Origin of the sequence: Ferroacidibacillus organovorans (assembly GCF_001516615.1) — a bacterium.
In the GTDB taxonomy this organism is placed as follows: Bacteria; Bacillota; Bacilli; order Alicyclobacillales; family SLC66; genus Ferroacidibacillus; species Ferroacidibacillus ferrooxidans_B.
The window spans coordinates 132,947-153,247 of sequence record NZ_LPVJ01000006.1 but is presented as its reverse complement, the minus strand read 5'-3'; the positions used below and the strand labels follow the sequence as shown (position 1 = coordinate 153,247).

The window sequence follows — 20,301 nt, the reverse complement described above, 5'->3', positions numbered from 1 at the left end:
ACAGCGCATGAGCAGCGCGCTTTGCCTATGGATGTTCCTCGCGTAGTGACTCTTGCATTTCAATGCGCTCCACGTTGCCAAAAGAATCGAGACGAAAACGCGGCTTTGCCTCATCGCTCTCTGCGTCAAGGATGCGCCGTGCGCGTTCCATAATGGCAAGCAGTGCGCGGCTGTCCTCTTCGATTTGCTCAGGCGTTGCCCGCGCGCGGTCCGGCTCGGAGGCGCGCACAGGCTGGGACATCCCCAGGCGGTCTTCGAGCATCTGTTTCTCGCGTGTAAGCTTTTCAATCTCATCGTGCAATTCATGATAGCGCCGCTCAAAATCGCGCAATCCACGAATCAATAGATCGAGCGTAAACTCATGCTCATCGCCCAGTGTGATCTGTGTGCGGTTTGGCCTGCGTGTACGCCGTTCTTCAAGCGCGCGGCGGCGAACGTGTTTCGCTTCGCGGATGGCATCCTCATAATGCCTTCGCACGACGCCGTTCCAGCGATAGCCGCACGCGGCCGAAGTGCGCCCGAGAAGTGAGGCGGCCTCGTCAAACGCTACAAGCTGTGTACTCCCCTCGCGGATATGCTTCAACACCAATTCAGCCAGTGTCACGTCATCCTCTGGAGTCCACGCGTCGGAGCGTGACGCCCATCTCTCCATCAATTCCATTCAGAATCCCTCCAAAGCTTGATATTCTCTTTATGTCCTGATTCTGGAAGAAAGATACATGGAGTGTGAACCTGATGGGATATAGTATGTTGCTAGATGTCAAAGCGACTCTCTTTTGTCAGCCAAAAGAGAGTCGCTTGCGTGCAAGGGGATGCGAGTGAGGTGAATTACTCCGTAGCGCGCTCAAAATCAAGCACAAGGATGCTTTGTAACACGGGTTGCAGTTGCGCGACGACGCGCTGATGTTCAGCGTGTGGCCCGTATGCGTCAAGACTTGCGCGATCTTTGAACGTGACGATAAATCCGTGGTGATACCCCTGGCTGCGCGCGGAAAAATTCGCTCCGCCCGATACGGACAGAATGCCTGGGATCTTCTCTTTTAACGCCAGCAATTCACGCAAGAGACGTTCCTGTTCGGTGCGCGGCGTATCCTCTTTCCACGCGAGAAGTACAACATGCTCAATCATCAAAATACCCCTTCCTTGGCGAACATGTCCTAATTATAGACCAAACCATGCTATGATAGGGTGAGACTGGGAGAAACGGGGGAACTTGCGCATTGCGTTCGGAACGATATCAAACCTTAATGGAAAAAGATTTCCGCTATGTTTGGCACCCATTTACACAGATGCAGGATTATCAGGAGCAGGAGCCTTTGATCGTCGAGCGCGGCGAAGGCGTCATGTTGTATGACGTCGACGGACGTGCGTATTACGACAGTGTCGCGTCGATCTGGACAAATACACTTGGACACGCACATCCTGCGCTGACTGAAGCGATTGTCAAGCAGGCGCAGCTTGTTGCACACTCGACGCTTCTCGGGCATGCGAATGTGCCGTCGATTCTTTTGGCGGAACAAATTGTCGATATCGCGCCACAGGGGCTATCACACGTATTCTTTTGCGACAGCGGGGCGGAGGCGGTTGAGATCGCCCTCAAGATGGCGTATCAATACTGGCAGTTAAAGGGACGTCCGGAGAAAAAGCGGTTTGTCAAATTTGTCGAAGCGTATCACGGCGACACGATTGGAGCTGTCAGCGTGGGCGCAATCGACCGCTTCCACGAAACGTACCGCGATATGCTTTTTGAAACGTTCAAAGTGCCCTACCCGTATTGTTACCGCTGTCCGCTCAGCCTATCACCCAGGACGTGCGCACATGCGTGCATGGATGAATTAAAGACGCTGCTCGCAGAGAAGGCGGACGCCATTGCCGGTGTCATCCTGGAACCCGTGCAAGGCAGTAGCGGGATTATTCCCATGCCCGACGGGTATCTGCGAGAGATTGAGGCGCTCTGTAAAGAACACGGTGTTCTCTTGATCGTTGACGAGGTTGCCACAGGATTTGGTCGCACGGGCGAGATGTTTGCGAGTGATCACGACGGCGTGCGGCCTGATCTGATGACGATAGGAAAAGGGCTGACGGGCGGCTATCTGCCAGTCGCCGCAGCCTTGGCGACAGATGAAATCTACGAGGCGTTTCTTGGAACGTATGACTCGAATAAGACGTTCTATCACGGGCACACGTTTACAGGCAATCAGTTGGGCTGTGCGGTTGCGCTTGAAAACCTGCGCCTGTTTAAGGAAGAGCGGGTGATCGAGCATGTCCAGGATGTCGCGACGTTCGTCGCAGAGCGGCTTGAGAAGTTTTGGGATCTTCCCGCCGTCGGAGACATCCGCCAAAAGGGACTGTTTGTCGGCATTGAGCTGGTGCGCGATCGCGAGACGCGCGAGCCGTTTGCATTTGAAGAGCGAATTGGCTGGCACGTGGGCAACCGCTGTCGGGAATACGGCATGATCATGCGGCCGCTCGGCTCGGTGTGCCTGTTTATTCCGCCGCTCATCGTCACAAAGGAACAGGCAGGCGCGATGCTCGACATCCTGTACCGATCCATTGAGGAGGAGACGAGCGCGCGTGTGGGGGGGACCTTGCGATGAGTGTTCTTCTCGTGACAGCGACGGATACCGAAGTTGGCAAGACCGTGGTCACAGGCCTGCTCGGGCGCATCCTGCGCGAACAGGGGATGGACATTGGCCTCTATAAACCGCTGCAAAGCGGTCACGCGCTTCATCACCCGGAAGGGGATGTGATGCGTCTGCGCGCCGCGTCAGGACTTTCCGATTTACCTGAGCAGATGTGTTGCCGCGCGATTGAAGAGCCGCTGGCGCCAGGGCTTGCCCTCGCGCGTGCTGGAGTGGATCTGCGGCGGGAGGAACTTTTGGCGCACGCGCGAACCTATCTTATGACGCACGCGAATACAATCGTGGAAGGAGCCGGTGGGCTTTTGGCCCCACTGCTTGACGATTTTACTGTGTGCGATCTGGCGTGTGAGCTTCGCGCGCGAATGCTGGTGGTGGCGCGCGCAGGCCTTGGAACGGTCAATCACACAGCGCTGACCGTCGCGTATGCGCGCGCGCGCGGGATTGACGTGGTGGGCGTTGTCGTTTCTGGCATGCCTGAAGACGAGGCGGATCTTGCCTGGGCAAACTTGCCCATGATTGAACAGTACGCGAAGTGTCCTGTTGTCGCGGTGATTCCTCACCTTGAACCGCTGGATCTCTCGCGCGCGGCAGACGCCCTATTGAGTCAGTGGAATCCGGCGGTCGCCTTTGAACAAACAGCGCTTCATGGATAACAAAGAAGTGTGAAACACAATCGCGTTGAGCCTTACCAATCGATTTTTAGGAGGTAGCAAGGATGTCGATTCAAGAAATCACTCACAACTTTCACGGCTTGGCAAAGCAGGTCATCGCAGGGAAAGGGATTGGCAAAGAAGAGGCACTCGCGCTTTTGCAGACACCAGATGCGCAATTGCTCGAACTGCTTTCAGCCGCCTATGAGATTCGCCGTCACCACTTTGGGAATAAAGTGAAGTTGAACATGATCATCAACGCAAAGAGTGGGATGTGCCCGGAAGACTGCGGCTACTGTTCCCAATCGATTGTTTCCTCAGCGCCCGTCGAGAAATATTCGCTGCTTGATCGCGAGCAGATTTTAAACGGTGCGCAGGAGGCGGCAAGACGCAAGGCAGGGACATACTGCATCGTCATGTCCGGACGTCGTCCGTCAAAGCGCGAGGTGAATGAAGTCGCAGATGCGGTTCGCGAGATTACGTCACAGACCCAACTCAAGATTTGCTGCTGCATGGGTCTGATCACCCAAGAAGACGCGGATTTGTTGGCGGATGCAGGTGTGCACCGCTTTAACCACAACCTGAACACGAGCGAAGGACACTATGACCGCATCTGTTCGACCCACACCTATGAGGACCGCGTCGACACGATTGAACACGTAAAGTCGGCGGGCATGTCTCCTTGCTCGGGGGTGATCGTTGGCATGGGGGAGACGAACGACGACGTGGTGGATGTCGCGTTTGAACTCCAAGCGCTTGACGTAGATTCGATTCCGGTCAACTTCCTCAACCCGATTGACGGCACGCCGCTTGAGGGCATGCGGGTGCTCGATCCCCGCTATTGTCTGAAAGTGCTTGCGATGTTTCGCTTTGTCAATCCGACCAAAGAAATCCGCGTGTCAGGCGGGCGCGAAATTAACTTGCGCAGCCTGCAGCCGCTCTCCCTGTATGCGGCAAATTCCATCTTCGTGGGCGACTACTTGACGACTGCTGGACAAGAACCTGTCGCGGATTGGAAGATGATCGAGGATTTAGGTTTTGAGATTGAGGAGTGCGCACTTTAGAGTCGGGTGTGATACACTACTGAAAATGGTAGGTGGATGGGGGACGCAGGAGAGCGTGCCCCTATCTCTCGTCGAAGAAAGACAGAGATGAGGAGGGACGGCTGATGGCGGGAAAAGCGATTCTGGCGTTTGTTCCTGACTTGATGTTCTCCGTACAGTTGCGTGAAGCGGCAGGTCGTGACAATGATGTGGTGACTGTTGTAAAGCAGCAGGAGGATTTTGACCAGAAGCTTACGCAAGTGGCTCCGACGCTGGTTGTGCTGGATCTTTCGGCGGTGGGTGGAGATCTTGAGCGCATGGTGAGTCGCGCAAAGGGAAATGGCGCTCACGTTGTGGCGTTTGGCCCTCATGTCCGAAAAGATTTGCTGACGCGCGCGAAGGCAGCCGGGTGTGACGCGGTGTTTCCGAATTCAAAATTCAAGATGGATGCGGAATCCATTTTGCAGGAGTGGGTCAACGCGTGAAGGCGACGCTCGTTAAGGATGCGGAGATTCAAAATGCTTGGTTTGGCGGGTTTGAAGAGGCGGACTTTGCCGTGTTTACAGTTCCTGGCCTGGAACCGCGCATGGCTGCGCTGCGCACGCAATTGCGCCCGAAATTCGAGCAACTGGGAGAACATTTTTCCGGCCGTTTGGCGGCGCAACTGGGGCGTCCCGTGTTTGCGCATGTCGCAAAACACGCGCGTCGCAAAACCAATCCGCCAAAAGACTCGTGGGTTGCTTTTTCGCAAGATCAGCGCGGGTACAAAAAGTGGCCGACGTTTATGCTTGGAATGTGGTCTTCTCACGTGTTCCTGCAGTTTGGCTTTATCTACGAGTCGCCTTATAAGGCTGCATTTGCAAAACTAGTGCTTGAGAATTTGGAATCGACGCGAACGCTACTTCCGCCTGACTTTCTCGTGTACAAAGATCATATGACGACGTCGGGGGTCGCACTAGCGGCGCTGACAGATGAAGCTTATAAACAGTTGGTGGGGCGCTCGGCGGAAGTAAAGCGCGGCGATCTCCTTTTTGGCCGTGAGTGGTCAAAGGCGTATGTCCAATCGGTTTCACCCGATGCGCTGCTCGATGAGTTAGATGAGACGCTGGAGCTTCTCTGCCGCTTGTATCCACTGGCAGATCTCAGTTTGGGTCGCGCAGAATGATTGGGGCAGTCACAGACTGCGTATAAACGACGGAAGGGAAGTTCTGTGTTGGATTATCGGAATCGTGAAAAGGCATACGCTTTGTTGCGCGAGTATACAGAAAATAAAGGACTCATTAAACATGCGCTGGCGGTAGAGGCTTCGATGCGGGCGTATGCGAAATATTACGGTGAAGACGAGGATGAGTGGGGCGTTGTCGGATTGCTCCACGATTTTGACTATGAGCGGTATCCAAGTGTGGAGGAGCATACGGTTGTCGGCGGTGCGATTCTGCGCGATCTCGGCTATCCAGAACATGTGATCGAGGCGATTGCGGGGCACGCGGACCGCACAGGTGAGCGAAGAAAGACGAGGCTTGATCACGCCCTGTTTGCGTGTGACGAGATTTCCGGATTTGTGACGGCGGTGGCGCTTGTTCGGCCGACAAAAAGTGTGATGGATGTTGACGTGGCAAGTGTAAAAAAGAAGCTGAAGGACAAGGCGTTTGCCAAGGGTGTCTCGCGTGAGGATGTGTATCAGGGTGCGGAGGAACTCGGTCGGTCGCTTGATGAACACATTGAATTTGTCATTCGCGCATTGCAGGCTGCCGCAGATGAATTGGAACTGCGTGGCGTATCGGTGTGATGCGCAATGAACCTGCATGTGCTTCACACGAATGATGTGCACAGTGATCTCGCGCTGTTTGCGCGGTTGACTGCATCGCTCTCGGCGCTCCGCGATGCGCTGAGCATTCGGGGGGAACACGTCCTCGTGTTTGATATCGGGGATCATCTGGATCGCATTCACCCGCTGAGCGACGCGACGTGCGGTCGCGTGAATGCGGCGGTGTTGCGCGCACTTCAGTATGATGGCATGGTGCTTGGAAACAATGAGACGCTGACGCTTGAGAAGGATCATCTTCACGATTACTTGCGCACGGCGCAAACTCCTGTATTTTGCTCGAATATGACATTTCCGGATGACATAGAGGCGTTTGCAGACGGGCGGATGTATGACCTGAATGGCTTGAAACTCGGAGTTTTTGGGGTTACCGTCTTTTATCCCGCGATCATGGAGGCGCTCGGGGTGAATGCGTTTGACGCGCATGAGGCGGCGTGGCGCGTCAGCGCGTCACTGCGCAATCGCGGCGCTGACGTCGTCATCATGCTGTCTCATTTGGGCCTGGCGGTGGATCAGTCACTGGCCGACGAGGGATTGCCTGTCGATCTGATCGTCGGCGCCCACACGCACCATTTTCTTCAGGCGAGTGTGAAGCGCGGGAATACGTGGATTGTTCAGGCGGGCAAGCAAGGCATTGCGTATGGACATACGGTGATTTGCGTGGAAGACAAGCGCGTGGCAAACATCACATCGAAACTTGTCTTCACGGACCGTCGCGCGCAGCAAGATCCGCGCGTCATTCGCGTGACTGCTTCGTTTGAGGATGAGGCACGCCGTACGCTTAACCGTGTTGTCGGATATTTGCACGAGCCGCTGCGCCACGCGCAGTTTGGGGAGTCTGACGTGGCCAACTTGCTGTGCGATCAGATGCGTCGCGAGTTCGCGGCGGATGTGGCCATTGTAAACGGTGGCGTGATCACGGCCAGTTTGCGCGAGGGAGCCATTGCGCGCGGCGATCTCCTGGCGATTTGCGGAACGCCGATGCGCGCGGTACTTTTGGAGATCGATGTCGCTACACTTTGTGCCTTCATTGAAGCAGGTCTGGCGCTGGAAACGATCTCGAAGCGAGGATTTGGATTCGGGTTTCGCGGCCACTACATTGGCAGGATTCACGTCTCGGGTGTGGAGGTTTTTGCGGCATCGGATCCGTCGATTGAAGGTGGGCGGGTGCGCGTTCTCCATCTAAAGAAGGACGGTCGCGTGCTGCGGGGGAATGAAACCGTTACAGCGGCGATTTGTGAGTACCTGGCGCTCTCTCCTGTCTATACGAACCTGCATCCTGCGCGATACGTTTATGCGCCTCCAATGATGCGGGAACTCCTTGAACGAGCGTTCGCGCAAGAAGGTGCGATTGAAGTTGCGCGTGTATCCCGTGTGTTTGTCGATTGCGCGTCAGAGAAGGAGAATGTGTAATGGCGAGTACGCTGCCGCGCGTGCCGGTGGGGACGATTTTGCGTACACTTGAGGATCTTTACCCGGATGCACATTGTGAACTCGATCACCGCAATCCTTACGAACTCTTGATTGCGACGATACTCTCTGCGCAGTGTACGGATAAGCGCGTCAATATGATCACGCCGGAGCTGTTCAAACACTATCCAACACCTGAAGCGATGGCAAACGCGCCGCTCGAAGATGTGGAGCGCTTGATCGCACAGTGTGGACTCTACAAGATGAAGGCGAAAAACATCATTGAAACAAGCAGGCTCATAAGCGGCGAGCACGGCGGCGAGGTTCCCAGTACGATGGAGACGCTTGTCGCACTTCCTGGTGTCGGGCGCAAAACGGCGAATGTCGTGCTCTCAAACGCTTTCGGAGTTCCGGCGATCGCGGTGGATACCCATGTGCAGCGCGTCTCGAATCGACTCGGGCTTGCAGACAGCGATGATGTTCTTGAGACGGAACAACAACTGATGCGCCGGATTCCAAAGGCGCAGTGGACGCAAGCGCACCATTGGTTGATTTTTCACGGCAGGCGCGTGTGCAGCGCCCGGCAACCACAGTGCAGTCGCTGTGAACTTGCAGTGTCGTGCCGGACCTTTCGCGAGAGTGCAAAGCGCCAAAAGCGAATGCGCGCGCGTGATCGCGGTGCAAATCTGTAGGGCAAAACGGAGGTTTGTGATGTGTTTGTCTGGCGTTTAGGCGCCTTTTTTGCATTATTTTTCTATATCATACGGAATTTTTCGTGATATGTTTATCGTTGCGAGAATCTATGTCTCGCGATCGCTCGCAGATCTTCAATATGGAGTGCTTGGTGATACGAGTTCATGATGGAGGTGGATTTAGGGTGATGATCCGCAAGCCGGACGAGCGCTTTTCACACTACGAGGATGAGCGCATCGCGTCGATTGACGAACAGATCTGTGCATTGCTCAAGCAGCGAAAGGAACTGTCAGGCGAACCGGCTTTGTTGCCGTCGCCGGAAAAGATTGCTGCGTGGTCCGAGAAATTCGGTCTGTATGAGAATTACCTGCACTCTATTTTTGCGGTTGCGCGCCGCCCGTCGAGTTTCCGTCCGCGCATCCAGCCAGAAAACTTTCGCAAGTACATCCCCATGCTCCGCTCGCTTGAGCGCGACGGGGTGATGTATACGCTCTCATTCATCCGTCAGTATCAAAATGCCAGCGTGGTACAACTCCTGCTTGACTACGAATCGATGCCAAATGCAGCAAATCATAGCCGCCCACCCCATCCTTTCTTCGAATTGGAAGTGGGTGCGCCGTATGACGCCGTGAGTTCGGGTGGCGGTGGGTCTTCATACCACTTCAGCTTCACCTTCACGGTTACCCCCGCACTCCCTGACGAGTTCGCTTCGCAGCGTTTTGTGTTTAAAACGTTGTCCGGTCCAGACGGTGATCCGACAGGCGAGGAAGTGGTCTTTGACATCTAGTCCACGCGTTCAAGGATAGCCCTACGCTATTTCTGATCACCAGTCCCTGAACGACTCATACGGTTCGCTGTGCACAAAGCCCTGCCCCTGTTCATATGCTGAGTTGCGTATGGAGAAGGGGGAACACGGCTTGAACAATCGCACACGTTCCGCCTCCGCCGAACAAGAAATCGCAAATGACCCAGTGACACTTTGTGAGAGCAAAACGTGGACGCAGAGATTGCGCGCGTGGTCGATGGCCCTGTGGCTTTTGATGGGCCCGGGACTTCTCGCCATGATCGGCGACAATGACGCGGGTGGTGTCGTATCCTACGCTGTAACAGGCGCGACGTTTGGACTGAGCTTCTTTATTCCGCTCGTGTTGTGTCTCTCGATTGTCACGTACACCATTCAGGAGATGACCGTGCGGCTTGGCGCCGTGACAAAACAGGGATTTGCGAAACTCGTATACATCCACTTTGGAAAAGGTTTTGGGCGGTTTCAGATGGTGACACTGCTCATTTTGAATCTCTTGACGCTCATGACCGAGTTCATCGGGATGACAGCGGGACTCACGCTGCTCGGCTGGCCGCTCACGCTTGCGGATGTTGTGAGCTTTTTGCTCGTCGTCGCCATCGCAATCTTTACGGGTTACTTCACCAAAGAGCGACTCGCACTGCTCGTTGGCGCACTCAACATCGTGTTTTTGATTGTGGCCATCCTCACCCATCCGAATGGCGCAACGCTCGCCAATGCGCTCTTGCACTGGTCCCTGCCGATGCGCCACGCAAGTGTGCTCTGGTTCGTCATCGCGACAGTTGGCAACGCGCTCGCGCCCTGGATGATCTTTTTTCAGGGCAGCGCAGTCATCGATAAAGGTGTGGAGATCCGTCACCTGAAATTGGCGCGCATCGACACGGCGCTTGGAAGCATCATTCAGGTGATCATTGCGGCGGCCATCATGATCTGTGGGGCGGTGCTCTATCGACACGTCTCCTCCATCGCGAGTGCGTCGCCCGCGCTCCTCATTCTCTCACTCGCCCATGTTGCGGGTCGCTTTTCCGCCATTCTCTTTGGCTTTGGCCTCTTTAACGCAGGTTTTCTCGCATCCATCACGATCTCACTCTCTTCCTCCTGGACGATCGCAGAAACGCTTGGCTGGGCGCGCAGTCTCAATGACAAGCTTGCGGCTGCCCCGCGCTTTTACGCCGTCTATATCGGCAGCCTGGCGCTGGCGGCAGGCGCCATTTTGATACCGCATCTTCCACTCAATTTCACGGCGGTGCTCGCGCAAGTTGCAGGAGGGGTCTTGATTGCGCCAACGCTTATCTTTCTCATTCGCCTGACGAGCAGTGAAACGGTGATGGGCAACTATCGAAACAAAGCGTTCGGCAAGATCATCTCGTGGACGATCGCGCTTGTCTTGATCGGGCTATCCTTTGCGCTGCTCGGTCAACTCCTCTTTTAGTCAGCGAATACGATACCTCCACTTGGAAATACTCGGATGAGAGAGATCACGAGGATACTGGTGGGGGGTCGCGCATGGATTGGAGCCGTTTTACACGACTTCTCACAGTCGATGATTCTGTGATGGATGAGACGTTTCAATTAACGCCTGAAGATCAACAAAAACTTCCGCAAAAGCGCCGCAACGCTCGTCGCGACGCTCCTTTTGCGCGGCTTCGCGTGCGCTACGCAAAAGTGAACCTCCGTGAATCACAACAGCGCGCTGACTACGAGAGTGACGTGGAGATCTCGGACAAGCGTGAAGATCGCGAACTGACCATGCGCGATGTCTACACGCGCGAACAGACATTTCAAAAAAGAGTTCAACCGATCTCGTTTGAAGAGCTAATGGCACGCGCCATTCGCCGCACGAATGGGGAAACGTGCTCGTTTCAAGGACCGATTCCAAAGGCGATCCAGTACGATCTGGCAACGAATCGAAGAATTCTGGCGCGACTTTTTCGCCTGCCGCGCAATGCGGACATCGTGATTCGCGATTTTTTTGTCGGCGGGGATCACCCGTTTCAAGCAGTCGCTGTGTTTGTCGATGGACTCGCGGATAAAACGATCATTAATACGCATATTCTCGAACCGCTCATGTATCTGACCGCCCTCGACCACCAGACGCCAAGGGGGCAGTGGCTCGATCACATCAAGCAGGCGCTCGTGCCAGGCAATCAGGCGGTTGCATTTAAAACCTGGAAAGAAGCATCTGAAAACATTCTTGCGGGAAGCACGGTTCTATTCTTTGACGGAATCAGCGCAGTGCTTTCGGTTGAAACCAAGGGCTGGGAACATCGCACCGTGGGTCTTTCTCAATCTGAGGCAGTGGTGCGCGGCCCCCACGACGCATTTACAGAGAGCTTTCGCGCGAACACGGGTCTCGTGCGGGCAAGGCTGCGCTCGCCAAGACTGGTTACCGAGATGATGCAGATCGGGACGCTTGCGAGCACAGATGTGGCGATCATGTACTTAGACGGCGTGGTCAATCCAAAGCTTGTGTCTGAGATCAAAAAACGCATAAAGGGAATCGAAATCGATTATTTACCTGACAGTGGAATGATGGAACAATTTCTCGAGGATGGTCCGATCGGGTTCTTTCCGAAATTTTTATCGACGGAGCGACCTGACCGTGTCGCGTACGGCCTCTCAGAAGGGCAGGTGGCCATTTTTGTCGGGCACAGCACATTTGCACTTCTCGCGCCAGTGTTGTTCTGGACACTCCTGCAAACGTCAGAAGACGCTTATTTGCGCTTTCCGTTTGGCTCTTTTATCAGGGTCATCCGCCTGATCTCACTTGCCATCGCGCTTTTGCTGCCCTCCTTTTATATTGCGGTCACCAATTTTCACCCGGAGATGATCCCGACGGATCTCATGTTGGCGATCGCAGCGTCGCGTGAACGCGTTCCCTTTCCTGTCGTTTTAGAGGTCGTTCTGATGGAATTTTCAATCGAATTGATTCGCGAGGCCGGTATTCGCATCCCCACCATTATCGGTCCGACGATAGGCATTGTCGGCGCCTTGATTCTCGGACAAGCGGCTGTCGCGGCGGGGATCATCAGCCCGCTTTTGATCATTGTCGTGGCAGTCACTGCGCTGGCGTCATTCACCATGCCAAACTATAATTTATCGTTTAGTGTGCGGCTTTTGAGATTTGGGTTCATCGTGGCTGGTGCGATGTTTGGTTTTTACGGAATCGCGCTTGGGCTTATGATCCTGCTCATGCACATGGTCACAAGTCGCAGTTTAGGAGTGCCCATCATGAGTCCGATTGCCCCGCGTCGCGTGTCATCTCCTGACAGTCTGCTGCGCGGGAAAATCTTCAAGATGGAAAAGCGCCCTAAGGCGTACTGGCCGCTTCGGACAAAAAAAGAGGCGGATGTTACGCGCGGGTTTGATCCACGTGTTGCTGATTCGCAAGAGGCAAAACGTGCGCGTCGCGGGTGGGGACGGAAAGGGCGTGCGAAAGAATGAGTCAGCAAAAGGCGCGTGAGGGCGGAGTCGCATTGCGTACAGGCAGAGTGGGCGGACTCGAACTCGGTGCGCTTCTCACAGTCTATGGATCAACCGACATCTTTCTCAGCTTTCCATCGCGTTTGGCCCAGCATGGCGCGCAAGGTGCTTTTTTTATCCCAGTTCTCAGTGCGCTCCTCATGCTTGTGGCGCTGTTTATTGTGTTTCTCTTGCAGCGGTCTGCCGCAAAGCGTAACTGGCTTGAATCGCTGGAAGAGAATTTGACCCATTTTCTCACGATGCCGATCGCGCTGGCGCTGTCCTTATATTTCTTGCTGCAGACAGCGCTTAACGCGCGTGAATTTGCGGAAACGATCATCACCACTGTGCTTCCGGTGACACCGACTTCAATTATAATTCTCCTGCTGTTGCTGACGGTGTTTTACTATGCGATGGCAGGCTACGAAGGATTTACACGCGTTTCTATCCTGCTTGGGACTGTCATGTTGGTGGGACTCATCGTGTTGACCCTTTTGCCGATGACGTGGTTTCGCCGCGACCTGCTATTTCCCATTCTTGGAAACGGCCCGCTTGCACTCGCGACAAGCAGTTTTCGCAACACGGGGGAATTTCCACAGCTTTTGCTTGTGATGATTCTGGCGGCGACTCTGCGCAACCACAAGCACACGCTGCGCGTTGGTGTCATAAGCATCTCCTTTTCAGCGGTGATCATGTCAGTCGTTCTTCTGGTGTTTATCGGCACGTTTGCCGAGGCGGTGACCGGAGCGGTTCCTTTTCCACTGTACCAACTCGCGCGAGTCATTTACGTGGGGCGGTATATTCAACGGCTGGAGTCCATTTTTGTGTTTTTATGGATCTCTGCCGCAGTCATCAAGCTAGGGTTTGGTTTATGGCTTACGGGGTATCTCTACGCTCACGCGTTTCGTATGCCGCTTTATCGACCGCTGCTTCCGATGTTCATCGTGCTGATCTATGTGATTGCCTTTTTGCCGCCAGACTTGCCGACAGTGCAGATGCTTTATGAGAATTATTTTGAGCGGTACAGTTGGATTGTGACCCTCGCGCTTCCGGTTGGTCTTGCCGCGATCGCGCGTCTTATCGAGTGGGTTAAGTCGCGGCGCCATCGCGGCAGAAACCGCGGAAAACACGATGACAGCCAAGCGTCTGAAGAGCCGCGAACACGTCTTGGCTTTCGAAAGAAGGTGCTGCGATGAGTGTGTTTGAATTCGTGCTCTCGATTGCCGCGCCCATTCTCGTTTTGATCTATACCGTGAATCTGACCATCTGGTACTGGAAGAGGCGAAACCGCCTTGCGGCGGTCGGGAGCGGCCTGCTGGCGCTGCTTGGCGCGGGTTTTTCCATCGGTTATTTCACACTGCGCGTTTTGCTGTAATAAGTGAGAGGCCCATCCAGAAATAACCCCGCGCAGCCAATGGTTTTATCTCGTCGACGGCGGCGCGAGAGCGCCATGCTACCGTCTATCCTGTCAGGAGCGCTTAGCTTATTTTTGTGGCTTTAGATTTTGAAGATGTGTCTGGCTGAACAATTCGCTGACAGAAACGCACGCATAACCGCGGCGAGCCAGGTCAGACAAAATGAGCGGAAGCGCCTCGACCGTCTGCGTACGTCTGCCACCGCCGTCATGCAGGATGATGATATCGCCTGGATCGACGTGATCTACAATCTTTCGCACAATGGTGCGAATCCCTGGCTTCATCCAGTCTTTGGCGTCGACATCCCATGTCCACATGATCAAAATATGCCCAGTTTTGCGACTGAGTGTGAGCAGGCGATCGCTGATATGCCCGCCGGGCGGGCGTAACAAGACAGGACGAAAGCCTGTCACATCTTCTATCGACTCGTCGCACGCCAGGATTTCCTTTTCCGTCAACTGGCTGAGTTTTGGGTGATTGGATGTGTGATTTCCGAGTTCATTGCCGTCGTGTATGATTTTGCGCAAGATGTGCGGATAGTGCCTGGCTTCATTTCCTACCACAAAAAAAAGTCGCGTGTGCGTGGTGGTCGTGAAGGATCGTGAGGATGGCTGGCGTATAGGATGGATGCGGCCCGTCATCAAAGGTGAGTGCCACAATTCGCTTTGTGGTCTTGACGTGAAAAAAAACGTGATGGGGCGCGCGCGCTTCCCATAGTTGTTGGCCAGAAGCGGGAATTCGTGTGACGCCGTTTCCCCAGATATCCGGTTTTGCCGCGTTCATTTGAGCGATGCATGGAAGCAACAGTGAGATCATGACGGTTGCGAGTAGATTCATCGACGACCGCCGCAGTGCATGATGGTACAATGGTGTGACACAGGGTATCGGTCGAAACAACGCATAAGAATGCTCCTTTGTTTAAAACGCGCTATATGGCAGAGATAGTATGCGTCACTTGACGCGCGAACTTTCGTGCTGAAATGAAAAGGATGATGAAGATGTCACTTGTACACGTCGATCTTTACACGGATGGAGCATGCAGTGGAAATCCCGGGCCAGGTGGCTGGTCGGCGATTCTGGTAAGCCGTGCCCGCGAGAAAGAGCTATCCGGCGGTGAGCCAGAAACGACAAATCAGCGCATGGAGATTCTCGCCGCCGTGGAAGGGCTTAAGGCGCTAAAAAAACCGTGCGATGTTGCGCTATACAGCGATTCGGCTTATCTCATCAACTGCATCAACGAGAAGTGGTATGTGAAGTGGCGAAAGAATGGGTGGGTGAACAGTAAGCAAGAGGCTGTCAAGAACCGCGATTTGTGGGAGCAGTTGCTGCCACTGCTTGAACTGCACCGCGTCACGGTTGTCAAAGTCAAAGGCCACAGTGGACACGTGTACAATGAGCGGTGTGACGCGCTGGCGCGCGCGGCAGTGGGTGGAAAAAGACGCGCGGAGTGACGCGCGCGAGCAGGTGAATGGGATATGAAGGGTTACGACATCACGAGGGATCAGCTTGACGAGATAGCCGCGATGCTTGGACTTGAACACATTGGAGTTGTATCCGCACGCCGTCTTGATGAGCTTGAGCCTGTTCTAAGGCGCTATTACGATGAACAGCGCGATTCGGGTTTTGAGCACCCTTTTTCGGAGTCGCGTCTTGATCCGCACGCGCTTATGCCGGGCGTTCAGTCGGTCCTTGCGATCGCGCTTCCGTATCACATCGCGTCAGAATCGTTACGGCATCCGACAGGCCGGCGCCACGGTTCGGTCTCTGCCTATGCGCGACACACGGACTACCATCGCGTGCTAAAGGATGTGCTCTTGCGACTCTCCGCGCAGCTTGAAGCGTGCGCGGCGCAGCCTGCACAGTTTCTTCCCTGTATCGACACGTCGCCGCTGGTCGATCGCGCGTACGCGGCTGCCGCGGGACTTGGCGCCATTGGAAAAAGCGGAATGCTCATTACGAAAACACACGGGACGTATGTGTTTTTGGGCGTGCTGTTGACCGATCTGCGCGTTGAAGGGGCGGAGGGGATGCGTACGGCCCTGCCAGGGGAGACGGACATCTGTGGCGCGTGTGATCTCTGCCTGACGGCGTGTCCGACGGGTGCGCTTTTGGCGCCGTATACACTCGACGCGAAGCGCTGTCTGTCCTACGTTACACAAGAGCACGGAATTGTCCCGCCAGAGTTTCGCGCGCCGCTGGGGCGGCGAGTCTGGGGGTGTGACACGTGTCAGACGGTATGCCCGCGAAACGATGATCGCGTCGTTCCGACAGCGTTTGGGCCGCCTGTCGCGCCACTTGATTTTCCTGATTTGCTAGAGATTCTCACACTCTCAAACCGCGCGCTCATGAAGCGCATTGGGCATACTGCAGCCGCTTGGCGGGGCCCCGCGATCTGGCGTAGAAATGCGATCGTGGCACTCGGGAATGCGCGAAACGTCGAGGCGGTCCCTGTGCTTATCACGTATCTCGCCCACGCGCGGCCTGAACTGCGCGCGATGAGCGCGTGGGCGCTTGCAAAAATCGATTCGGAGTCAAACCGCGCCGCCGTGCGTCAAGCGTATGAGGTCGAGACGGATGAAAAGGCGCGCTGTGAGATGGCCTGGGCGCTCAGCTAGTGGCAGTGCAGTGTGAATCAATCAAGGGGCGGGCAGCCGCCGCGTGACTTGGCGGGCATACGTTTCAAGAAACGCGTGGCGCTTTGCTTCCTCATCGATTGCGCGCGTGAGCGTGGGAAGCGCTGCGGTTCGCTGCGCCTCTGTCATTCGTTCATCCATCAGGCTCGCAAGGATGCGGTACAGCCGATGGGGGAAAGTCAGCAACGCCTCAATCAAAACGTACTCGCCTTGGTGCAAAGGGCGAATGCGGTTATAGGCAAGCAGTGGCCCTACCGTGATCTCACTTGACCATGTCCCTGTGGCCTGCATCGCACGTCGCAAGAGATGGGCGAGATCAAGGGCAGGCGGCGCATAGGTCATCCTGTCAAAATCAATCAGTTGAGCGCGCCCTTCGGGGTGGATGATCACATTGCGCGGTGTGACATCAAGGTGGCAAAGTGCGCGCTGCTGCCGTGCGCTCTTTAATGCATCCTGCGCGGCGGGAAGCGAAAACAAGGAAAGCGCTTCTTGTGCATGCGTAAGCGCCAGTGTGAGTGCCTCGTCCAAGCGCGGCTGAACGGTTTCATTGAGATCGAGTGAGGTTTTGTTTGCGCTAAACTGCTGCAAGAAGGTTGCTCGCTGCTCAAGCAAATCTTCTAATTGATAGACAGCAGGTGGTTCATATCCGCTGAGATGGAGATTTTGGCTCATTTGATGCAGTCGTGCAAGCGCTCGCGCGACGGCTCCAACCTCAATCACATTCTCAAAACGCGCCGGTTTGCCTTGCATAAAACGCGCGGCGTAGTAGCGCGCGCTGCGTTCTGTGACGAACGGTTTTCCCACAGGTGTTCGCAGCAGCGTGGGAACCTTCAGGCCAGAGCGGCTCAATTGATCGAGCGCATCCGCCATGAATGTGATCCGCTCAGGTTGCATGGATGTTTTTTTTAGCGCATAGGCAGATCCGTCTGCCAGTTCCATGCGCCAGATATTTGCCACTTGCGTCATGCGTACGATGTCCTGACCGTATGCATCGGAAAGAGGTGAAGACAAGAGGGTGTCTTCTTCTTTTCGTCGCAGTGTCGCAATAAGCGTCGCATCAGACTTGCGCGCTTCTGCGCGCCGTGCTGATGTGGTGACTTCCGCCGCTGCAACCGGACGCGCCGTTTTGAAGCCACGTCGCGTTTGCAGTGATTTTGGGCGCGGTTTGCTCGCCGGCTTTTGCTGTTGCCTTGAATGGAAATAGCGCTGCGCGATGCGTTTGACACGCTGTTCTGTACCCCACATGCGCTTTTGCAAAAAAGGATCCGTCGGACTCTCGGCATACGCAGCAGCGCGCCACGATGGCACATGGTGTTCCTCGGTGTCTTCTTCTGCAGCCACCCTTTCTTTTTCGGTGTTTTTTGGCGCAGAGCGCGGTGCCGCGCTCATTTTTGTAGTACCCAGCATCGCAGGTGGTTTCGTCAATTCACGCCATAAACTCTTGAGCCAGGGTGGGAGTTGCGATTTGTCCATCTCGCGTTCCTCCTCTCTTGTTTTCTTATCGTATGTCTTGAGGCGGGCGACTGTCCCTGCGGGGTTATGGTCAAATTTCGGTGTCTTTTGCAAACGCTGAGCGATCAGCGCATACGATGTTTCGGGGGTGACGTGTATGCGTGACGCAATTGGACAAACGCAGGCCTTTTTTCAACGGCGAAACGACGCCTGGATGACGGGGGACGATGGATCGCTTGAAACCGCGGGCGGGATTACGAAAACGCAAATTGAGATGCGAAAGCGCCGGAACATGCAAAAACAGCGCAACGCGATTGAGCGCAAAGTGATAGCGGATGTACAGTTGCTTGCGGTGACGCGCGATGAATCTCAAGATACGGTCATCGTGGACGTGAGTGAGCATCTGCGCATGATCTATGAACTTGAAGGAAAGCTCTTTCACGAGCGGCGCGTTTATAGACACTTCTTGCATTGGCGAGGAACAGAGCTTGTGCGGCATGATCAGTTGCATGAGTCAGGTGACACAGCGGATGTGGAGGATTCGCCCGCAGCGCTTTTACAGGAGACGCAAAAAGGAGAGATGGAGCGCTTTTTCGAGGAGCAGGCGCTGCGCGGTTTTCAGTATGATCGAACACGCGCGTTTCAATATGCCGAACGCTACTGGAATGAGCGCAATCCGGCCTATCACGACATGGGTGACGATTGTACAAATTTTATCTCACAGGTGCTCTATGCGGGTGGGTTTCCTATGATCGACGGATCGCCGCGTCGCGCAGAAGGGTGGTGGTACCGGAATGGGGCGCACCCGGACTGGAGCTATTCGTGGGCAGTCGCCCACATGTTGGTCACCGTTTTAACATCAGCAAAGAATCCCTTTCGCGTCAAACTGGTGAGTGATCCACGTGAGTTGCAGGTGGGGGACGTGATCGCTTACGATTGGAAAAACAGCGGCCGTTTTACGCATACAACCGTTGTCGTGGATCACGACAAAAGCGGTGCGCCGCTGATTAATGCGCACACGGTAGACAGTCATCGCCGTTATTTTTCATATGAAGACAGTTATGCTTGGACACCGGATACGCGCTACTTGCTAGTTCACTTCCTGGACTGAATCCGCTATGATGGGACAGGGCCTTGTTGCCTACGTATTGATGATAAAAAGGAAGGGTTTTCGTTGCACATCGTTTTATTTGAACCGCAAATTCCCCCGAACACTGGAAATATTGCACGGACATGTGCCGCTACAGGGACGGTACTGCACTTGGTAAAGCCGCTCGGTTTTCAGATTGACGATGCGACACTTCGTCGCGCGGGTCTGGACTATTGGAAGTATGTCAATCTGACAACGCACGAATCCCTCGAAGAGGTTCTCGCCATCGCCCAAAAGGAAGGCGCAAACACCTATTTTTTTACGAAGTTTGGAACGCGGACGTATAGTGACATCGCGTATCAATCGAGCGATTATCTGATTTTCGGAAAGGAAACCACAGGTCTTCCGGATTTTGTGCACGAGTTATACAAGGAACGGCTGGTGCGCGTGCCGATGGGGCCTGTCATGCGCTCGCTCAATCTCTCAAACACGGTCGCTCTCGCGCTGTATGAGGCGTTGCGCCAACAAGCGTTTCCTGGGCTTACGTAATTTCTTTTGCGTGAAGCCCTCCGAGTGCAATCTCCTGCATGGCGGGGGCGAGCGCGACTAAGTCGACCGTCTTGTCTGCAAAAAGATGGTGCAGTGCGGTGATGCTTGTTGACCCAAAAAGACTCCACGCGGCGATTTCAGCATTCTCGACAGAAAAGACCTGTTCTTCGATTCCCTGCTCAATGACCTGTCGGATCGAATGGACATAATGCACCAGCATTCTTCGGAATTCGCGGTGCCTCGCTTCATCACCCCATGTCTCGCGCAGAATAATGATACAAAAATCCCGATACGCTGTAAAAAAGGCGAGTTGCGCGCGGATGATTTCGCGTATTTTCTCTTGCGCGTCCATCTCTTCCGTAAGGTGAGACAGCACATTCTCGTGAAGGAGTTCGGTTCCCTGTTCGACGAGAAAAACAAACAGTTCCTCTTTGCTTTTAAAGTGGTAGTAAATGGTCCCTTTTGCCACACGGGCTTTTGCGGCGATCTCGTCCATCGTAGCTTTTTCGAAACCGCGTTCGGAAAAAACATCGACTGCGGCGCGAAAGATGAGACGTGTTTTCACTGAAGCCACCGCGTAAAGCCTCCCTTTTTATCGCTTTACTGATTAGATTTTAAAAGAGCGGCGCAACGAG

Annotated in this window: 23 protein-coding genes; 17 read left to right on the top strand and 6 right to left on the bottom strand. The window is 54.7% G+C overall.

Annotated elements, in window-relative coordinates; all coding sequences use genetic code 11:
• Positions 1-25: 25 nt before the first annotated feature.
• Both ATW55_RS02270 and ATW55_RS02265 read right to left on the bottom strand, forming a co-directional pair.
• The gene (locus tag ATW55_RS02270; RefSeq protein ID WP_067711704.1) at positions 26-661 is read right to left on the bottom strand and encodes an RsfA family transcriptional regulator; all 636 of its coding nucleotides are present in this window, start codon (positions 659-661) and stop codon (positions 26-28) included.
• Positions 662-828: 167 nt separating this feature from the next.
• Positions 829-1,128, bottom strand: coding sequence for a Dabb family protein (locus tag ATW55_RS02265; RefSeq protein WP_067711700.1), 300 nt, complete (start codon positions 1,126-1,128; stop codon positions 829-831).
• Positions 1,129-1,247: 119 nt separating this feature from the next.
• Between ATW55_RS02265 and bioA the strand changes: the two genes are divergently transcribed.
• From bioA to ATW55_RS02200, 13 genes are all read left to right on the top strand, one after another.
• Positions 1,248-2,597, top strand: a complete 1,350-nt coding sequence (gene bioA / locus ATW55_RS02260; RefSeq protein ID WP_067711859.1) for an adenosylmethionine--8-amino-7-oxononanoate transaminase — start codon at positions 1,248-1,250, stop codon at positions 2,595-2,597.
• Complete coding sequence (bioD, locus tag ATW55_RS02255; RefSeq protein WP_067711697.1) at positions 2,594-3,295, top strand: dethiobiotin synthase; 702 nt, start codon at positions 2,594-2,596, stop codon at positions 3,293-3,295. The genes bioA and bioD overlap by 4 nt, the downstream gene beginning before the upstream one ends.
• Before the next feature lie 62 nt (positions 3,296-3,357).
• Positions 3,358-4,356, top strand: coding sequence for a biotin synthase BioB (gene bioB / locus ATW55_RS02250; RefSeq protein ID WP_067711692.1), 999 nt, complete (start codon positions 3,358-3,360; stop codon positions 4,354-4,356).
• Between the two features lie 104 nt (positions 4,357-4,460).
• Entirely contained in the window at positions 4,461-4,820 is a 360-nt protein-coding gene (locus ATW55_RS02245; RefSeq protein ID WP_067711688.1) for a hypothetical protein, read from the top strand.
• Positions 4,817-5,500 carry a DUF1054 domain-containing protein gene (locus ATW55_RS02240; protein WP_067711684.1) on the top strand — a complete coding sequence of 228 codons (684 nt, stop codon included), beginning with the start codon at positions 4,817-4,819 and terminating at the stop codon, positions 5,498-5,500. Before ATW55_RS02245 ends, ATW55_RS02240 begins: the two co-directional genes overlap by 4 nt.
• A 48-nt stretch (positions 5,501-5,548) precedes the next feature.
• Complete coding sequence (locus ATW55_RS02235; RefSeq protein ID WP_082685461.1) at positions 5,549-6,124, top strand: HDIG domain-containing metalloprotein; 576 nt, start codon at positions 5,549-5,551, stop codon at positions 6,122-6,124.
• A gap of 6 nt (positions 6,125-6,130) precedes the next feature.
• On the top strand, positions 6,131-7,573 hold the full coding sequence (locus ATW55_RS02230) for a bifunctional metallophosphatase/5'-nucleotidase (RefSeq protein ID WP_067711678.1): 1,443 nt from the start codon (positions 6,131-6,133) through the stop codon (positions 7,571-7,573).
• Entirely contained in the window at positions 7,573-8,262 is a 690-nt protein-coding gene (gene nth, locus ATW55_RS02225) for an endonuclease III (protein WP_067711673.1), read from the top strand. The genes ATW55_RS02230 and nth overlap by 1 nt, the downstream gene beginning before the upstream one ends.
• 185 nt (positions 8,263-8,447) lie before the next feature.
• Positions 8,448-9,050 (top strand): chorismate mutase, encoded by a 603-nt coding sequence (locus tag ATW55_RS02220; protein WP_067711671.1) that lies wholly within the window; start codon positions 8,448-8,450, stop codon positions 9,048-9,050.
• A 130-nt stretch (positions 9,051-9,180) separates the two neighbouring features.
• Entirely contained in the window at positions 9,181-10,497 is a 1,317-nt protein-coding gene (locus ATW55_RS02215; RefSeq protein WP_235586956.1) for an NRAMP family divalent metal transporter, read from the top strand.
• Positions 10,498-10,571: 74 nt separating this feature from the next.
• Entirely contained in the window at positions 10,572-12,509 is a 1,938-nt protein-coding gene (locus ATW55_RS02210) for a spore germination protein (protein WP_067711664.1), read from the top strand.
• The gene (locus tag ATW55_RS02205; protein WP_067711661.1) at positions 12,506-13,723 is read left to right on the top strand and encodes a GerAB/ArcD/ProY family transporter; all 1,218 of its coding nucleotides are present in this window, start codon (positions 12,506-12,508) and stop codon (positions 13,721-13,723) included. The genes ATW55_RS02210 and ATW55_RS02205 overlap by 4 nt, the downstream gene beginning before the upstream one ends.
• Positions 13,720-13,902, top strand: coding sequence for a hypothetical protein (locus ATW55_RS02200; protein WP_067711658.1), 183 nt, complete (start codon positions 13,720-13,722; stop codon positions 13,900-13,902). The genes ATW55_RS02205 and ATW55_RS02200 overlap by 4 nt, the downstream gene beginning before the upstream one ends.
• 108 nt (positions 13,903-14,010) lie before the next feature.
• Here the strand turns inward: ATW55_RS02200 and ATW55_RS02195 are convergent, their stop codons facing one another.
• Together ATW55_RS02195 and ATW55_RS16965 are read right to left on the bottom strand one after the other, a co-directional pair.
• Positions 14,011-14,505 (bottom strand): polysaccharide deacetylase family protein, encoded by a 495-nt coding sequence (locus ATW55_RS02195; RefSeq protein ID WP_067711655.1) that lies wholly within the window; start codon positions 14,503-14,505, stop codon positions 14,011-14,013.
• Complete coding sequence (locus ATW55_RS16965) at positions 14,492-14,779, bottom strand: polysaccharide deacetylase family protein (RefSeq protein WP_153004981.1); 288 nt, start codon at positions 14,777-14,779, stop codon at positions 14,492-14,494. Before ATW55_RS16965 ends, ATW55_RS02195 begins: the two co-directional genes overlap by 14 nt.
• A gap of 161 nt (positions 14,780-14,940) precedes the next feature.
• On the opposite strand from ATW55_RS16965, the gene rnhA reads away from it, so the two are divergent.
• Both rnhA and queG read left to right on the top strand, forming a co-directional pair.
• Positions 14,941-15,393 carry a ribonuclease HI gene (gene rnhA / locus ATW55_RS02185; protein ID WP_067711649.1) on the top strand — a complete coding sequence of 151 codons (453 nt, stop codon included), beginning with the start codon at positions 14,941-14,943 and terminating at the stop codon, positions 15,391-15,393.
• Between the two features lie 24 nt (positions 15,394-15,417).
• Positions 15,418-16,557 carry a tRNA epoxyqueuosine(34) reductase QueG gene (gene queG, locus ATW55_RS02180; RefSeq protein WP_067711646.1) on the top strand — a complete coding sequence of 380 codons (1,140 nt, stop codon included), beginning with the start codon at positions 15,418-15,420 and terminating at the stop codon, positions 16,555-16,557.
• 21 nt (positions 16,558-16,578) lie between these two features.
• Here queG and ATW55_RS02175 read toward each other — a convergent pair whose 3' ends face one another.
• Positions 16,579-18,048, bottom strand: coding sequence for an aminoglycoside phosphotransferase family protein (locus ATW55_RS02175; protein ID WP_067711643.1), 1,470 nt, complete (start codon positions 18,046-18,048; stop codon positions 16,579-16,581).
• Positions 18,049-18,184: 136 nt separating this feature from the next.
• On the opposite strand from ATW55_RS02175, the gene ATW55_RS02170 reads away from it, so the two are divergent.
• Both ATW55_RS02170 and trmL read left to right on the top strand, forming a co-directional pair.
• Positions 18,185-19,138, top strand: a complete 954-nt coding sequence (locus ATW55_RS02170; RefSeq protein ID WP_067711640.1) for an amidase domain-containing protein — start codon at positions 18,185-18,187, stop codon at positions 19,136-19,138.
• A gap of 63 nt (positions 19,139-19,201) precedes the next feature.
• A complete protein-coding gene (gene trmL, locus ATW55_RS02165; protein ID WP_082685459.1) occupies positions 19,202-19,666 on the top strand; it encodes a tRNA (uridine(34)/cytosine(34)/5-carboxymethylaminomethyluridine(34)-2'-O)-methyltransferase TrmL in 465 nt (154 codons plus the stop codon).
• On the opposite strand, the gene ATW55_RS02160 is transcribed toward trmL, so the two are convergent.
• On the bottom strand, positions 19,659-20,240 hold the full coding sequence (locus ATW55_RS02160; protein WP_067711634.1) for a TetR/AcrR family transcriptional regulator: 582 nt from the start codon (positions 20,238-20,240) through the stop codon (positions 19,659-19,661). The two genes, trmL and ATW55_RS02160, sit on opposite strands and share 8 nt — an antisense overlap.
• Between the last annotated feature and the right edge of the window lie 61 nt (positions 20,241-20,301).

What these genes read in the sequence shown, in the direction of transcription:
- ATW55_RS02175 (WP_067711643.1), bottom strand. Translation starts at nt 18,048, where the DNA reads ATGGACAAATCGCAACTCCCACCCTGGCTCAAGAGTTTATGGCGTGAA.
- ATW55_RS02210 (WP_067711664.1), top strand. Translation starts at nt 10,572, where the DNA reads ATGGATTGGAGCCGTTTTACACGACTTCTCACAGTCGATGATTCTGTG.
- queG (WP_067711646.1), top strand. Translation starts at nt 15,418, where the DNA reads ATGAAGGGTTACGACATCACGAGGGATCAGCTTGACGAGATAGCCGCG.
- ATW55_RS02265 (WP_067711700.1), bottom strand. Translation starts at nt 1,128, where the DNA reads ATGATTGAGCATGTTGTACTTCTCGCGTGGAAAGAGGATACGCCGCGC.
- bioA (WP_067711859.1), top strand. Translation starts at nt 1,248, where the DNA reads ATGGAAAAAGATTTCCGCTATGTTTGGCACCCATTTACACAGATGCAG.
- bioD (WP_067711697.1), top strand. Translation starts at nt 2,594, where the DNA reads ATGAGTGTTCTTCTCGTGACAGCGACGGATACCGAAGTTGGCAAGACC.
- ATW55_RS02270 (WP_067711704.1), bottom strand. Translation starts at nt 661, where the DNA reads ATGGAATTGATGGAGAGATGGGCGTCACGCTCCGACGCGTGGACTCCA.
- ATW55_RS02245 (WP_067711688.1), top strand. Translation starts at nt 4,461, where the DNA reads ATGGCGGGAAAAGCGATTCTGGCGTTTGTTCCTGACTTGATGTTCTCC.
- ATW55_RS02230 (WP_067711678.1), top strand. Translation starts at nt 6,131, where the DNA reads ATGAACCTGCATGTGCTTCACACGAATGATGTGCACAGTGATCTCGCG.
- rnhA (WP_067711649.1), top strand. Translation starts at nt 14,941, where the DNA reads ATGTCACTTGTACACGTCGATCTTTACACGGATGGAGCATGCAGTGGA.
- nth (WP_067711673.1), top strand. Translation starts at nt 7,573, where the DNA reads ATGGCGAGTACGCTGCCGCGCGTGCCGGTGGGGACGATTTTGCGTACA.
- ATW55_RS02205 (WP_067711661.1), top strand. Translation starts at nt 12,506, where the DNA reads ATGAGTCAGCAAAAGGCGCGTGAGGGCGGAGTCGCATTGCGTACAGGC.
- ATW55_RS02200 (WP_067711658.1), top strand. Translation starts at nt 13,720, where the DNA reads ATGAGTGTGTTTGAATTCGTGCTCTCGATTGCCGCGCCCATTCTCGTT.
- bioB (WP_067711692.1), top strand. Translation starts at nt 3,358, where the DNA reads ATGTCGATTCAAGAAATCACTCACAACTTTCACGGCTTGGCAAAGCAG.
- ATW55_RS16965 (WP_153004981.1), bottom strand. Translation starts at nt 14,779, where the DNA reads ATGAATCTACTCGCAACCGTCATGATCTCACTGTTGCTTCCATGCATC.
- ATW55_RS02170 (WP_067711640.1), top strand. Translation starts at nt 18,185, where the DNA reads ATGCGTGACGCAATTGGACAAACGCAGGCCTTTTTTCAACGGCGAAAC.